Here is a 13,840-nt window from a genome sequence, read left to right on the forward strand (position 1 = left end):
TCAGCCGGATGCAGGAAAGAGTATTATGGTGTTTCAGTTCTTATACAATAAAAAGGCCCCTATTTCTGGCTATGACGCTACAATTGCGCGTTTATGTTCCACCTCATCCCTTGATCAAACACTGGCTGGCAGTTGCCCGTGATGCAGGCACACCTTCAGTATTATTTCGCAGTGCTATGACTGAGTTGGGAAGATGGCTGACTTATGAAGCTGCGCGAGACTGGTTGCCGACCCAAGAAACAGCGGTGCAGAGTCCCTTGGATACCTGTCCAGCAACGGTGATCGATCCGCAGATACCAGTAGCAGTAGTGCCGATTCTGCGGGCTGGACTAGGATTACTAGAAGGAGCGCAGACTTTACTGCCTTTAGCATCGATTTACCACTTGGGCTTGGCACGAGACGAAGAGACACTGCAACCTCATTGTTATCTGAACAAGTTACCAGAAAAATTTGACCCCGAAACACGAGTGTTAATTACCGATCCAATGTTGGCAACTGGAGGGTCGATCATGGCTGCAATGGCAGAATTGACACAACGGGGTGCCGATCCAGCCCTGACGCGGATTGTTTGTGTAGTGGCGGCTCCACCAGCTTTGCAAAAACTGAGTGAAGCTTATCCAGGTTTAATAATTTACACTGCTACTATTGACGAAAAACTGAATAGCAAGGGGTATATTGTACCGGGATTGGGAGATGCAGGCGATCGCATCTTTGGGACTTAAGCTAGTATGCAGCTAGGGCAGGAAAATAGCATAACTACTGTAAAAGTTGCAAGGTTTGTTGAAGGCGGTAAAGATATGAGTCAGCGAGATGGTTTTGGCAGTGGTTTTTTAGCAGGGGCATTTGTTGGTGGCGTATTTGGCGGTGTTATCGGAGCACTGATTGCTTCTCGACGCGAGCCAGAATTGCTCGCAGAGGAGGAGACAGAACTGACAGATAGCCAAGTCGAAGCTAAGAAAATAGCAGCAAAGCGGCGTCAGATGAAAGCGTCAGAAAGTGAGAGTATTGGTATAGAAACGGCCCGGCGATCGCTAGAAGATAAAATTGCCCAGCTTAATGCCACAATTGATGAAGTGCGAAAACAACTGGGTAATGTAAATGGCGGTTCGCCCCAAGCAACCAATGACCGCTCCGTCACTAAAGACTCCTGAGATTTGTTCAGATGTAGTGAAAGTGTCAATTGCGATAAGTGTCTAATCCACAGACACGATGACATGGACTAAATTAAAATCAAAGATAAGACCGCTTTTAACACTTCGCAGGAAACCAAACTATCCATGAATCCTCTGGATTTACTGATTACAACACTAGCTACCTTTATTACCTTTTATAGCTATTTGCTAATTATTCGGGTTTTGCTGACCTGGTTCCCAACAATCGACTGGTATAACCAGCCATTTGCTGCTTTGGGCCAGATAACCGACCCTTATCTGAATCTGTTCCGCTCAATTATTCCCCCATTGGGCGGGATGGATTTTTCTCCGATCTTAGCTTTCTTAGTACTAAATTTAGCTGGGGAATTACTCAGAACACTAGGTCGTCTGCCATTCGTACAGGGATACTGATTAGTACGCCAATAAAACTTTTGTAGAGACGCCTATGATAAAAGCGTCTCTACAATTTTTATAGGGAGTAGTTCATTAGCGTTACTACTCATCAGGTATAGTCAATAGTTCTATCTATTAATAGGTATTTGAGCGTAATAAATAGTTTTTTGTACTGAAAATAGTTTTTAGCGATCGCTCTTTGTTTGGGTTGCTCCCACGCTTCGCTAACACTCACACCAATACACTGGCTCCAAAATCTCAAATCCAAACAAAATTGGTATTACCTACGCACTTGGCCGCTAAACCCGGCAGCCTTGAACTGCTTCAGCTTCAACGGAGTAGGTTGATTCGCAGGTACAGAAATTCTCAATTCAAAATCGCTAATGCCTGGTGGTATCTCAGTAATAGAACCTAAGCGAGTGCGGTTTTGCATTACCGAGTCATTGTTGGCATCATAGATGCGTCCGAAAATATCTGCGTCGTAGACTGTTTTATTAGTACCATTTTCTGCTTTGCCAACGACAAGAAAACAATTGGCAGCCGCGCTACCACTACTGATAACAGCCCCTTGTGCTAGTTCTGATGGACAATCTTTATAGGAAACATCAAATAATTTAATCTGTGTCAACGCTAAAGCTGGGGGAGCGATCGCCCACGAGAGAAAAGCGATTAGACAGGAAATAAAAACGACCGTGAGTGAGCGTAACCGCATAAAAGACCCCGTGACTGAATCCAACAATATGTAACTTATAACCTCAGCTTACCTGAATTCAACTACAAGGGGATTGGAGACTTTAATTTAACCTTTGTAATAATTAGGGAAATAAACCCTTAATTGCTATTAACTTATGACTCCAGATGAGATTGAAGCAGCTATGCTTGCAGCCTTTAATGATTGTGATGCAGCAAGTTGTCCTCTCACTGACACGCAGAAACAGATATTACTGCAAATCGTCGAGCAAATTCAGGGAAGTTCTCCCTCAAGGGCGTCAGATATTGCTAATCCCTTAGACGAACTTACCCCAGAGGAGTTAGAAGCATTTTTAGAGTTTGTGAAGGATGAAGAACAACGCAACCGCACTTGGAAAGTACAATTACTCAACGACTGGCTGCTAGAAAATGACTCTGGATCGGTACAATTTATTCGGCAACGCTATGGTTTACAGTGGCTGAATCGTGTTGAGTCATATCATTTTGATAAGTATTCTTATTTTGAAGATGCGCTCAAGCTGAAAGTAGGCGATCGCATTGAAGTTTCTAATGCACTATGGGAATGGGTGCAAGAAGATGGCCCTTGTAAGCGCGAATGGTTTCCCTGTATGGTGATTAAGGTCGAGGAAATTAGCGATGTCTACGACGAGCTACGCCTACACGATGATTCCCCGACTAATTGCGTCGTCCGCTTCTTCAACGGCGCTGAGTATGAAATTCAAGGAATCTACGAATGGAATCGCTATAACTGGCGCTGGCCTCAAAAGGAGTGAAGAGGGCTGAGTAAATCTCATTAAGTCTAGAAAATTATTGCTTGAACAACGCCCAAGCCAAAAACCTCTCAGTATGATACAACGCTAATTGATTGCTCACACCGTTAAAAACGGCATCAAAAGCGTGTTCTGCCCAAGGAATTTCTAGAAAAACCGCAGTATTACCAGAGTCATGTAAACGTTCATACATCTGTCTGCCAAATCGCGCTTCCACCAAATGGTCACGACTGCCGTAAATTAATAAAGTTGGCGGTAAAGGATGCGTCAGATAATTTATTGGTGAAGCAATTTGATACTGATTAGGCAATTCTTCTAAAGAACCGCCCAGAAATACTTTTAAAACAGCGCGGGTGTTAATAGGATCGGGAACTGGTGGCGTTTTGTATCCTTCAGGCAAGTTAACAGGCCCGTAATAGTTGACTACAGCACGAATTGGTGGTGCATCTGGTTGATAAGCCGCTAGCATTGCTAGGTGCGCTCCCGCAGAACGTCCTATAAGTACCATCCGTTCTGGATCGGCTTCATATTCCGCTGCATGTTTGCGAATAAAATTTAAGGCTGTACGCACATCATTTAACTGATCTGGAAACCGATATTTAGGTGCGTGTCGATAGGCGATCGCAAATACTGTATATCCCTGATGAGCAATATATTGATTAAACTCAGAATTGGCATGAGGGTTTCCATATTGCCAAGCTCCACCATAAATTACTACCACTGCTGGATATTTCCCTACCTCTGAGGGTTGGTAGACTTCCATTTTTAAGGGCACTCCCGCAGGAGAAGCAAAGAGAATATCTTTTTGATGACGCGTTTTGCCTAATGCAATACCCCCGAAGAAATTAACTAAGTTAAACGGATGAGTTTGCATCTTAGCCGTTACTTGGGCTGGAATTTGCTCTAGATAATTTGTTCCCAATCCTTGTTTCATGGCTTTAGCCATCTGTATTTGAGTTAGTGGGATATTCACTAGCACCCATCCACAAATTAGCAAACCTATTAAGCTGAAAACACAAGCTAAACGCTGTAATTTACGGCGACGGATGTAAAAAAAAGAAAGTAATAAAGAAAGCAAATTTAATAACAATAACCAAGGACTGACTTCTGGCGCTCCCACTGCTAGGGTGAGTAAAAACATATTTAGAGGCGGAAGAAGAATCCAAGAACTAAGAAATAGGCTTGTAAAACTTAGTAATAATGCAAGCCATGAGAAAAGTATTTTTGGTTTGGGAAACATAAATGAAAGAGTGGTAATAATGGCTGTAAAGAAATAGCTACACAAACAAAGCCCAGCTCCGTGGGCTAAAACAAGTGGCTTAAGCTACTAGGACTAGCGCTTTCAAGGTGTTGTGTGATGGGCAGATTTGGAGTTTGGTAAAAAGAAGTGCAAATCTGTTGGGTGGAGAAAAAATGTTGTTAGGGCAGGTATTTTAGCGGTTTGTAAAAGAGAGTCCAGTATCGGTGGCGGACTTATCTCAAGAATCGACCTCATGTTTCAACTTTTAAGATTCTAAACCAAAAAAAACTGGAAAATAACACACCTTGAAAGGCTAGTCCTAGCGATCGCGATTTACTTGATTGCAAAGTTCCTGGAGTAACTAATTACTTACAGTTGCAGTACAGGTTAAAGGCGATCGCATATTAGTGGGAGATTGTGCTGCTACTAACTCGATTTTTCCCTGTGCGTTACGATGCCAAGAAGTAGCTTGAATCAGAACCTCTGGTAATGTAGGCGTTTGAGCGGCCACATTGTCCGTTTTCTGGAATGCAGAAATATCGCGGATATCAGACCAAGGGCGATCGCTCGTCACCTGTTGAAGAGGATTTTGCGGCACACCACCCCGTCCCGTTGCCACAAAACTGCTGCCAGTATTATTAGAACAACCTGTAGCAATAAGCTTAGATGAGTCTGTCCGATTGGTAGGCAATTCTATCAAACCAGAATTGGGGTCAATACCGATATTGTTAACTTGGACTATACCACTAACACCAAATTGCGAACTAGCAGTAATATCGTTTTCAGCAGTCAGTTGTGGACGATATTGTAAGCCGATAATTCCTTGTGTGATGATTTGAATATTACCTCCACGTCCCTGAACTGCGTTGGCAATAATGTCGCTGTTTTCTAATCCAACAATGATGGGTGAATTGATGTTAACATTACCACCGTTACCATTACTGCCTGCGGTGGCGGTGATTTGGCTGTTGTCGCGCAGCTGCAATAACTTGCCAACTCCTAAGCTGATGTTACCTCCATCACCAGATGCAGTCTTTGCTTGGATTAAAGCTTGATTCTTTAATTGAATACTATCTGCGGTGAGGTTGATACTACCACCATTGCCACTACCATCATTGGTAACGCTCACAGCCCCGCTATCCTGAAGCGTCAGGTTTGGTGTCGTAATGCTCACAGTACCTGCATCACCTACAGGCGTATCATAGAATACATTAAATTGTTTCTGGAATGTTGGGCTTAGGCTCAGTACGGACGAGGTGATACCGCTATTAGGGATGCCGCTATTAGTTATTACTTGATTACTGCCAATAATTTGGATGGATTCTGTGGCATTTATCCTGATATCTCCGCCATGACCGGCAGAAAACGAACTTGTGGTAATTGCTCCCCCATCTTGCAGATACAACCTGGCTGTATCCAATGTTATGGTTTTAGCGTTTCCTGTACTGAAAGCAGTTGAGCCAATCCTAGTACCCATAGGTGCCGAGTTGCTTCCCCTGACAGTAGTATCCATGTTGCGAATGACAACTTGACCACTGTCACCGCTACCACGGGATATTGAAGACAGCCCTGCACCATCGGACACTAGTAAACTATCGCCATTCACGAAGATATTACCTGCGCTTCCAGAACTGAAGGTACTAGTGTTAATCACGCTGCCACTTAAACTGATGGGCGAAAAGCCGGATATCTCCAGCACTGAGGCATCAACCTGAAGATTGCCACTGGTAGCTGTTCCAAAAGTAATGTTGTTTAATGCTGCTCCCTGCTGAAGGCTGAATCGGGGAGTAATGACGCTGATGTTCCCACTAGTGCCAGTGCCTAAGGTTTCACTGCGAATGCCGGTGAGTGTACCAGTCAGATCGATTCCTGCTGATGCTTGCAGATGTAGGTTGCCACCAGGAAGATTACCGAGATTTTGTGCCAATACCAGGGAGCTATCGGTAAATTGAATGTGTTTACCCTGCACCTGCACGGAACCTGCATTTACCCCACTGACATCTAGTAGAGATTTCTTTTCAAGTTGAATGTCACCAAAGCTTTGCCCGTTGCTATACCCCAGTGTATAACCCTGAGTGGTTGGGATGAGGCGAACTTTCCCTGCGTCACCCAAACTACCTAATTCAATCCGTCCTTGTTCGGCAGTCAGAGTTGCCCCATCCAAATTTAGAGTACCACCCACCAACGCCAGAGTTTTTCCAGGCTGTACCCGCAGTTGTGTGGGACTAGGAGTGCGAGTGATCGGAGTCCGACTATCGCTAAGTGTTAAAGTATGTCCTGTACCTTGAAGTGTGATTGCCCCAGGATTGCTACCTAATTGTAAACCAATGGGAACATCAATACTCAACAATGGGGGAGCTTGGGAACTAATCGCCTTAAACTCAGCGCCATCAGCAAATTTGATACTTTCGGCGGTTGTAGCAATAAATGAACCACCAATATTTAAGCTGGCATTTTGTCCAAAGATTATGCCGTTGGGATTAAGCAAAAATAGATTAGCACTACCGTTGGCTTGAATTAAACCATCAATATTGGAAATATTACCGCCACTAACGCGACTAAAAATATTTTGGATATCTGAGGCATTGTTGAAGAATGCAGAGCCGTTGGTAGGAAGTGAGAATTGGCTAAAACTGTGGAACAGGTTGTTTCCGACACGGCTACCGTTAGTGATGCTGAAGTTATTACCACTTTGGTTGACAATGGTGTTGGTAGTACCATCAGATGTTACTTGAGCCATAGCCGCTCGCATCATTCCTGAAGTTAAGAACCCACTTGTAAACAGAAATAGAAAGGTTAAGACTCTCATGACTAAAAATTTCTTTTACCTGATTTCAAGTTAGTGTTCCCGTTACGGGTGTTATGACTCGCAGGATTAACTTTTTGTAATGGCAGCACAGATTAATGGTTGTTGCATCTGAATCGGAGATTTATCTGTAATAAAATCGATTTTTACTTGGGTGACTAAACTAGGAATAGCCCTTTCAAGGTGTGTTATTTTCCAGTTTTTTCTGGTTTCAAAACTGCTGTAAACCTAAATGCTGTTGCAAAGCTTGACGCATCACTTCTACAGGTACATTTTCCTGCTGCAACCAAATTTTTAATGCTGCTACTCCTTGTTGAACTAGCATTTCTAAGCCATCGATCGCAATTGCGCCTTGTTTTTCTGCCTGCTCTAAAAATTGCGTCGGCTTTGGAATATATATTAAATCGTAAGCGATCGCACCCTTTGGTAAATTTGCTATTTCCTCCACGCTCAAAGGCGACTCATCAACCTTGGGATACATACCTATGGGGGTTGTGTTTACCAGCAAATCTGCTTGGGGAATCAATTTTGCTAGTTCATCCCATGTACCGACTTGCAAATTCTCTTCTATAGGTGAATTACTCCAACTATTGCAAAATGCTTGTAATTTCTGCACATTGCGCCCCAACACATAAATTTTGGCAAAACCTAGTTGATGACAACCTGCTACAACTGCCCTAGCTGCGCCACCATTGCCTAAAATCACTGCTACCTTCTGACTCCAATCTTGCTTATACGTTGTCTGCAAAGGAGCGATAAATCCTTCTATATCTGTGTTTGTCCCCACCCATTGATTATTTTGGCGACTAACAGTATTTACTGCGCCTATAGTTTGAGCAAGAGGGGTAATTTCTGAGAGCAGGGGCATGATAGCCTGTTTATGAGGTATAGTCACGCTAAAACCGACAACATCAATAGCTGCGAAACCTGCGATCGCTACTTCTAAATTGTCTGGTGCTATAGGAAAGGGAAGATAAACGTAATCTAATCCCAAATGAGCGATCGCAGCATTATGCATCGCTGGCGACAGCGAATGTTCCACCGGATGTCCAATTACCCCTAATAGCTTAGTTTTGCCTGTAATTAATCTTTCTTTAGTCATTAGTTATTAGTTATTAGTCATTAGTGATTTCCCCCCAGTCTCCCCTGCTCCCCTACTCCTTGGACTAGCCTACAATTATTAAAAGCTACTTAACAATTCTTTGAATCATGCAGGCAACTACAGCCCCCTCTACAACCCCAATTCCTGGTAAATATTGGCAGTGGCGCGGGCACAATGTTTACTATGTGCGTGCGGGAGAGAAGCAAGCGCAACGTCCGGCCTTGCTTTTAGTACATGGATTTGGTGCTTCCACAGACCACTGGCGCAAGAATATCACAGGATTGTGTCAAGATTTTGAAGTATTTGCGATCGACCTTTTGGGATTCGGGCGATCGGCAAAACCAAAATTGCAGTATAGTGGCGACTTGTGGCGCGACCAACTTCACGATTTTATCAGTGAAGTGATTGGTCAAAAAGCAGTATTAGCAGGTAACTCTCTTGGTGGCTATGCTTGCTTGTGTGTTGCAGCGCAACGTCCCGACAGTGCCGCTGGTTTAGTTTTGCTCAATAGCGCAGGGCCTTTTAGCGAAAGTCAGCCGACATCTGAGCCGGAAGCTTTACAATCAGAAATTGAGCCTCCCAAACAACCCGCTAGTTTGCAGAAACTTCTTGGTGACGGCACTAAGTGGATTTTTCAACAACCTTTAGCCCAGTCTTTGTTATTTCAATACGTGCGACAAGGTTGGGTAATTCGCCAAACTCTAGAAAAAGTTTATCTTGACAAAAGTGCAATTACAGACCAATTAGTACAAGAAATTGCTCGCCCTGCTTACGATCCTGGTGCAATGGAAGTATTTGTGTCAGTCTTTAGCAGTCCTCAAGGGGAAAAAGTTGATGTGCTACTAAAGCAATTAACTTGTCCTTTGTTGATGTTGTGGGGAGAAGCCGATCCTTGGATGAATGCTAGAGAACGTTCCCAAAAGTTTCGTCAATATTATCCTGAACTCAGAGAACATTTCCTAACAGCCGGTCATTGTCCCCATGATGAAATACCCGATAAAGTAAACCAACTTTTAGGCGATTGGGTTTTGTCTATTACCAAGTGATATAGGCTTTTTATTTGATTTGCTTTCGACCGATCTGCAATGCTGACATTGGCAAGTTTGTCTTTCGATATTCGACTATTTCAACAGGGCGTTCTACTATCGGAATCCTAAATTGTTTTTGAAAAAATCTCATTAGTCTTGTAGGGTGTCTTAGGGAACTCCAAGAAATAAATTATCCAATATTGTGGGGTGGGCATCCTGCCCGCCGAGTTGATATGGCTCTCGTGTCGCCCACCCCACAAGAGTTAATTGGATATTTTTTTATTTGGAAGTCCCTTAGCAGAGCATAACGTACCATTTCAAGCTTGTGTGCGTTACGCGCTAACTGTTATAACAATCCCTCCAATTCGGCGAATTTACGCAAACGTGGTAGACACTGGCGCTGATAAAAACTGCTTAATGTCGGAATTGACAGCCCAAATTCCTCAGATAATTCTTTCCAGCTAACTTCCGGGGGTAGGCGTCTGAGAATTAAAACCTGACAATTCACATCTGGACGCCCTTTAATGTAAGTACCGCGCAGTTCTCCTTGAGAATCTGTCTTAACCCATATTTCTAAGTCTTCCAGAATGGGAGGTGCTTGGGGGGTCGCTGGAAGGTTATCAACAGGATCGATGGTTTCACCTGTTCCACCCGATATAGACTGACGAACCCGAAGAGGGACTGTTGTGGCTTGTTCTCGATTCTGGTTAATGTAAAAGTCTTGTAGTCTCCGTTTTAGGTAAGCATTTAACCAGGTGATGACACTGCCATAGGTGGGGTCATAGATTTGACCTGTCAAACCTTCACAAACATTGCGGCAGAAATACAACCAAGTTTGTTGTAGTGCATCTTGATAATAAGGAGTACTTTCTCTCCAGAGTCTATTTGCTGTCAAGCGAATAATTTGCGTGAGCAGCTTCTGACGCTGAGGACTTCCAGATGGGTGTTCACAGGCTTCGCTAACTAAGCGGCGTAGGTGTTCATCGAATTGAACCATGAGAATCTTGGCGAAGAAAGCAAGAATATCTTAGTATTGCGTATAACAACACTCTAAAAAATTTTCGTCAAGATGCTATATCTTTTTTCAAAAAGCATTTGGCATTGGGATGGTGCAGGGGAGTCGATTCTCCCCTCTGCTCCCTGCTTGCGATAAAGACTATAATCCCAGCCAAGAAAATAAATTTTCCCACCAGGAATATGTCAGATTACCAACACTCAGCTTCATTTTGTTGCGAATGTCTTGGATATTCCAGTTGGTTAGTTTAGCCAGAGTTTGCGCCTCTTGTTCAAAACGCTTGGGCAAAGACCGCTTATATTCTCTACCCGCCTGACATTTGAGTTCCCCTTGAAACGCATGTTGCAAAACATAACGCCCTTGGAAAGATTCACTGTTAGCAGTTTGTTGGAATATCAAGTCTTCAGGGAATTTGTCGCGGGTGTAGCGGACATGTAACCGAGAGATGAAGACGTTACTTCGAGGAAAAGCACGACCGAAGCCGGGGCGTACTGGCACATTGCTTTCAGAATTATCATCTAACCAAAAGACACCTGCTTGCTTGAGTTCTTCTGGAGTTAGGGGTTCAGCAGAACAAGGATCGCAACTACCCATATCCCAAGCGTATTCCAAAAAACCAACTTTCCTATCTTCTTTGGTGTAGGCAGTTTGAAACATGGATTTGTAGAATTCACCAAATTCATCTTTAACAAACAAGGGAATGTTTGCATCGGAGGGAATTTTCACCGTCCGGTAGTTAGTGATTTCTGCCTGTCCTTGAGGCGAGAGGATGTACACAATTAAATCCTGCTCTGTCGTGGCATTAATCATGCCCAAACGAATTGGCAGCATGAATTTAGGTGACTGGTAGGAAATTTGTAGCGGACGGAGGAACTGATAGCCAGATTGCTCGAATTTATCTAAGTTGACTTTAGCAACAAAGAATTTCATTGAGGAGCGAATGTAAGGCTGAAGTAATTGTTTCGCACCTCTGGGGATTTTGTAGCCATTGCGTTTGAGCCAAGTTTCCAGTCCGCCAGATTCTTTAGCGCTAAGGATCAGAATGTCGTATTCGCCGACGTTGAAACGTGCTTCGACTGTTACACCTAAACTAGTATCATCCCTTGCACCCCCCGCCTCACTTCTCGCTGCTGCTGGCGCTGGTGCTGCTGATAACTCTTGCGGGTAAACTGGGGCACAAGGATCTGGGTCGAAATATTCTACCAATCGCGGCGCACTAAAAGCATCTAGGCGCTCGATAATCTTGGGTTCAGCAACGCGAACTTGCTCTTTTTGCAGCACCGTTGGTACAGGTACTACCATTGCAAAATCTTTGACTTCGCCTTGAAAGTCGTTTGCCATTGTTAGGATAGTGCGTTCACCCTTGGTGTTGGCGAAGCCATCGCCATCCCGCGCTATAACCACCTGAGAAGCTTTGTTATACAGTTTTGTATCAGCTTTAGCTACATAAAATCCACAAAATGCCCAGGCTGCTGGTGCAAAGCACAAAACAGCTACAATTGCCAACAATAATGGGGTTAAAAGTCGAAAAAATTTCATTTTATACCTCTGTATTTTTAATGCTGAGTAAGAACTTCTCCCCCTGCTCCCTCATCTCCCTCTTGCCAAGCAAACCTTGGGGCTAGCCACAGAACATCTAACAGGATGGTCAACGGCGCAAGGGCAAACAGCGCCCAGAAAACTGCTGTGGAAATAAAGAAATAATTCCGTAGGATAAAAGTTAATCCAGCTATGCAAACTGCCCAAACTACACGCCCAATTCGGGAATTGGGAATTGATCGCGGATCTGTAATCATAAATAGGGCGAACAGCAGTAAAGACCCGCTCATCAATCGATGCCAGTAAACATCCCAAGTCCAACCCAGCCAGAGATTGCGAATCGCCTCTAGCAAAGAGTAGGAACCCAAAAAAGCTGCTGTGGTGTCCCAGCGACCAACGCGCTGCAAAATCATGCCGCCAGTGCCGGCAAATAATAATCCATACCACCACTCTTCACCCCATTGTCCCGGCGAAACCCAAGCATTGGGAGTCAGAATCAAGGCAGATATGATGCCAAAATTGGCGGGATTGAAGAAATGCTTATCCCCAACTTGGAAGATAAATTTGCTGGCGATCGCAATTGCTGCGGCTATTGCCATTGTCGTCCAGTGGTCAGCCCGCAACAGTAAACTGAGTCCCAGTGAGGTAATTAAAGCACTGCGAAGATTCGCCATTGGTTCTTTACCAGTAACTAATGACAAGATCCATTGGGTTGCCAGACTGGTGGCGATCGCTACCCCAATCAACTCTGGTCGCAGCGTCCAATCTCGTGTACCGATTCCCAAGACTAAGAATAAACCCAGAAATAGAATTTGATAGTCTCGTATATCTTTGAGCAACATTACCCTTTTATTCAGGGATTTCCCGTAGATTTCTCATCAATTTAGACGAGTGCTAGGTCAAATGGCATTGCTGTTACAGATTTTGTTACAAAGCGTCTCCACTCTCCGCGTCTTCTTGGTAAAACGGGGAGAGGTTTGGTATAGAAGTATGCCACAAGTTCACGAACTCAAATAACCCTAGCATCAGACACACTTGTATTGATATTGACGGTCAAAAAATCTTATTCCCCAGCCAAGAAGACTGGGAAACTTTGCGATTAAACGCCTTCATTGATGATATGCCACTGGCTATTTTAGATTTGCTTTGGTCAGCACTGGAGTTTACTGCCCCTTCTGTGGCAATCGTCTGCCAAGGCATCCAATTTGGCTAGAATATTGAGGCATTGTATTGGGGTGGTATCGCAATACAGTTCAGTTAAGCTTTTTTCTCCCCCTGCCTCCCCTGCTCCCCCTTGCCTGCATTAACAGATAAATGTGCTTAACCCAAGCGTATTGGGTGGTATCGCAGTTTCGTAAGCAACACCTACAAAAAGTTGTCAGCACCAGATAAAGGCAAAATGCAACTAGCTCCCCTATTCCCAATTATCTACCGCGTTCTCCAACCAAGTTTTCCCAACTGCCTTTGGGCAGGAAATTCCAATTCTAAAGCGATCGCACTCACATTCGATGATGGGCCACATCCGCAATACACACCCGAAGTCTTGGCAGTGTTAGATCGTTACAAAATTACAGCGAGTTTTTTTTGGTTGGGTGTTTGCGTCAACCGTTCACCAGCCATTGCTAAAGCCGTTAGCGATCGCGGACACTGGATCGGATTGCATGGCTACGATCATCGCTCTTTTCCCATGCTTTCCCCAAATGACCTGAAGGACAGTTTAGAAAAAACCCAAGCTGCCATTTATAACGCCTGCAACCTGCGACCAAAACAAGTGCGAGATGTCCGCCCCCCCAATGGTTTATTCACACCTGCTACTTTAAATTTATTCTTTCAGTGGAATTACCGTCCAGTAATGTGGAGCGTTGTACCAGAAGACTGGGTACGACCAGGCGTAAATACTGTAGTAGAACGAATTATGCAACAGGTCAAAAATGGTTCGCTAATAGTTTTACATGATGGTGCTTGCGGTGGACAAGATGTTGCTGCCACAATTCAAATTCTCATTCCGCAATTGCTACAACAAGGTTATGAGTTTGTAACTGTTGATACTCTGTGGGAGCAAGCTAAAACAAACTAAAGTAT

Annotated in this window: 13 protein-coding genes; 6 read left to right on the plus strand and 7 right to left on the minus strand. The window is 44.0% G+C overall.

Features of this window, described 5'->3' with window-relative positions:
- Nucleotides 1-71 precede the first annotated feature (71 nt).
- From upp to V7L01_RS24065, 3 genes are all read left to right on the plus strand, one after another.
- Nucleotides 72-722: a uracil phosphoribosyltransferase gene (gene upp, locus V7L01_RS24055; protein WP_335039140.1), complete on the plus strand. Its 651-nt coding sequence runs from the start codon at nt 72-74 to the stop codon at nt 720-722.
- 75 nt (nt 723-797) lie between these two features.
- On the plus strand, nt 798-1,151 hold the full coding sequence (locus V7L01_RS24060) for a hypothetical protein (RefSeq protein ID WP_335039313.1): 354 nt from the start codon (nt 798-800) through the stop codon (nt 1,149-1,151).
- Between the two features lie 135 nt (nt 1,152-1,286).
- A complete protein-coding gene (locus V7L01_RS24065; RefSeq protein WP_335039315.1) occupies nt 1,287-1,565 on the plus strand; it encodes a YggT family protein in 279 nt (92 codons plus the stop codon).
- Between the two features lie 262 nt (nt 1,566-1,827).
- Here V7L01_RS24065 and V7L01_RS24070 read toward each other — a convergent pair whose 3' ends face one another.
- Entirely contained in the window at nt 1,828-2,259 is a 432-nt protein-coding gene (locus tag V7L01_RS24070) for a biotin carboxylase (protein WP_335039142.1), read from the minus strand.
- A 136-nt stretch (nt 2,260-2,395) separates the two neighbouring features.
- Here V7L01_RS24070 and V7L01_RS24075 point away from each other — a divergent pair, with 136 nt between their 5' ends.
- The gene (locus tag V7L01_RS24075; protein ID WP_335039144.1) at nt 2,396-3,031 is read left to right on the plus strand and encodes a hypothetical protein; all 636 of its coding nucleotides are present in this window, start codon (nt 2,396-2,398) and stop codon (nt 3,029-3,031) included.
- A 34-nt stretch (nt 3,032-3,065) separates the two neighbouring features.
- On the opposite strand, the gene V7L01_RS24080 is transcribed toward V7L01_RS24075, so the two are convergent.
- The 3 genes from V7L01_RS24080 to V7L01_RS24090 all read right to left on the minus strand — a co-directional run bounded on the left by V7L01_RS24080 (nt 3,066) and on the right by V7L01_RS24090 (nt 8,176).
- Nucleotides 3,066-4,268: an alpha/beta hydrolase gene (locus V7L01_RS24080; RefSeq protein ID WP_335039145.1), complete on the minus strand. Its 1,203-nt coding sequence runs from the start codon at nt 4,266-4,268 to the stop codon at nt 3,066-3,068.
- A gap of 361 nt (nt 4,269-4,629) precedes the next feature.
- Entirely contained in the window at nt 4,630-7,077 is a 2,448-nt protein-coding gene (locus V7L01_RS24085; protein WP_335039146.1) for a two-partner secretion domain-containing protein, read from the minus strand.
- A gap of 208 nt (nt 7,078-7,285) precedes the next feature.
- The gene (locus V7L01_RS24090) at nt 7,286-8,176 is read right to left on the minus strand and encodes a shikimate dehydrogenase (protein ID WP_335039150.1); all 891 of its coding nucleotides are present in this window, start codon (nt 8,174-8,176) and stop codon (nt 7,286-7,288) included.
- A 107-nt stretch (nt 8,177-8,283) separates the two neighbouring features.
- On the opposite strand from V7L01_RS24090, the gene V7L01_RS24095 reads away from it, so the two are divergent.
- Nucleotides 8,284-9,222, plus strand: a complete 939-nt coding sequence (locus tag V7L01_RS24095; protein WP_335039153.1) for an alpha/beta fold hydrolase — start codon at nt 8,284-8,286, stop codon at nt 9,220-9,222.
- A 328-nt stretch (nt 9,223-9,550) separates the two neighbouring features.
- On the opposite strand, the gene V7L01_RS24100 is transcribed toward V7L01_RS24095, so the two are convergent.
- The 3 genes from V7L01_RS24100 to V7L01_RS24110 form a co-directional block, all read right to left on the minus strand.
- Entirely contained in the window at nt 9,551-10,201 is a 651-nt protein-coding gene (locus V7L01_RS24100) for a sigma-70 family RNA polymerase sigma factor (protein ID WP_335039155.1), read from the minus strand.
- A gap of 159 nt (nt 10,202-10,360) precedes the next feature.
- Nucleotides 10,361-11,758, minus strand: coding sequence for a DUF2330 domain-containing protein (locus tag V7L01_RS24105; RefSeq protein WP_335039157.1), 1,398 nt, complete (start codon nt 11,756-11,758; stop codon nt 10,361-10,363).
- A 17-nt stretch (nt 11,759-11,775) separates the two neighbouring features.
- Nucleotides 11,776-12,600, minus strand: a complete 825-nt coding sequence (locus tag V7L01_RS24110; RefSeq protein WP_335039159.1) for an RnfABCDGE type electron transport complex subunit D — start codon at nt 12,598-12,600, stop codon at nt 11,776-11,778.
- A gap of 557 nt (nt 12,601-13,157) precedes the next feature.
- Between V7L01_RS24110 and V7L01_RS24115 the strand changes: the two genes are divergently transcribed.
- Nucleotides 13,158-13,835, plus strand: a complete 678-nt coding sequence (locus tag V7L01_RS24115; RefSeq protein ID WP_335039317.1) for a polysaccharide deacetylase family protein — start codon at nt 13,158-13,160, stop codon at nt 13,833-13,835.
- The last annotated feature ends 5 nt before the right edge of the window (nt 13,836-13,840 follow it).

Origin of the sequence: Nostoc sp. (genome assembly GCF_036917095.1) — a bacterium.
In the GTDB taxonomy this organism is placed as follows: Bacteria; Cyanobacteriota; Cyanobacteriia; order Cyanobacteriales; family Nostocaceae; genus Nostoc.

Bases quoted from the DNA above. Each gene is read 5' to 3' on its own strand.
- upp (WP_335039140.1), top strand. From the start codon at position 72: ATGACGCTACAATTGCGCGTTTATGTTCCACCTCATCCCTTGATCAAA.
- V7L01_RS24060 (WP_335039313.1), top strand. From the start codon at position 798: ATGAGTCAGCGAGATGGTTTTGGCAGTGGTTTTTTAGCAGGGGCATTT.
- V7L01_RS24070 (WP_335039142.1), bottom strand. From the start codon at position 2,259: ATGCGGTTACGCTCACTCACGGTCGTTTTTATTTCCTGTCTAATCGCT.
- V7L01_RS24075 (WP_335039144.1), top strand. From the start codon at position 2,396: ATGACTCCAGATGAGATTGAAGCAGCTATGCTTGCAGCCTTTAATGAT.
- V7L01_RS24080 (WP_335039145.1), bottom strand. From the start codon at position 4,268: ATGTTTCCCAAACCAAAAATACTTTTCTCATGGCTTGCATTATTACTA.
- V7L01_RS24085 (WP_335039146.1), bottom strand. From the start codon at position 7,077: ATGAGAGTCTTAACCTTTCTATTTCTGTTTACAAGTGGGTTCTTAACT.
- V7L01_RS24090 (WP_335039150.1), bottom strand. From the start codon at position 8,176: ATGACTAAAGAAAGATTAATTACAGGCAAAACTAAGCTATTAGGGGTA.
- V7L01_RS24095 (WP_335039153.1), top strand. From the start codon at position 8,284: ATGCAGGCAACTACAGCCCCCTCTACAACCCCAATTCCTGGTAAATAT.
- V7L01_RS24100 (WP_335039155.1), bottom strand. From the start codon at position 10,201: ATGGTTCAATTCGATGAACACCTACGCCGCTTAGTTAGCGAAGCCTGT.
- V7L01_RS24105 (WP_335039157.1), bottom strand. From the start codon at position 11,758: ATGAAATTTTTTCGACTTTTAACCCCATTATTGTTGGCAATTGTAGCT.
- V7L01_RS24110 (WP_335039159.1), bottom strand. From the start codon at position 12,600: ATGTTGCTCAAAGATATACGAGACTATCAAATTCTATTTCTGGGTTTA.
- V7L01_RS24115 (WP_335039317.1), top strand. From the start codon at position 13,158: ATGCAACTAGCTCCCCTATTCCCAATTATCTACCGCGTTCTCCAACCA.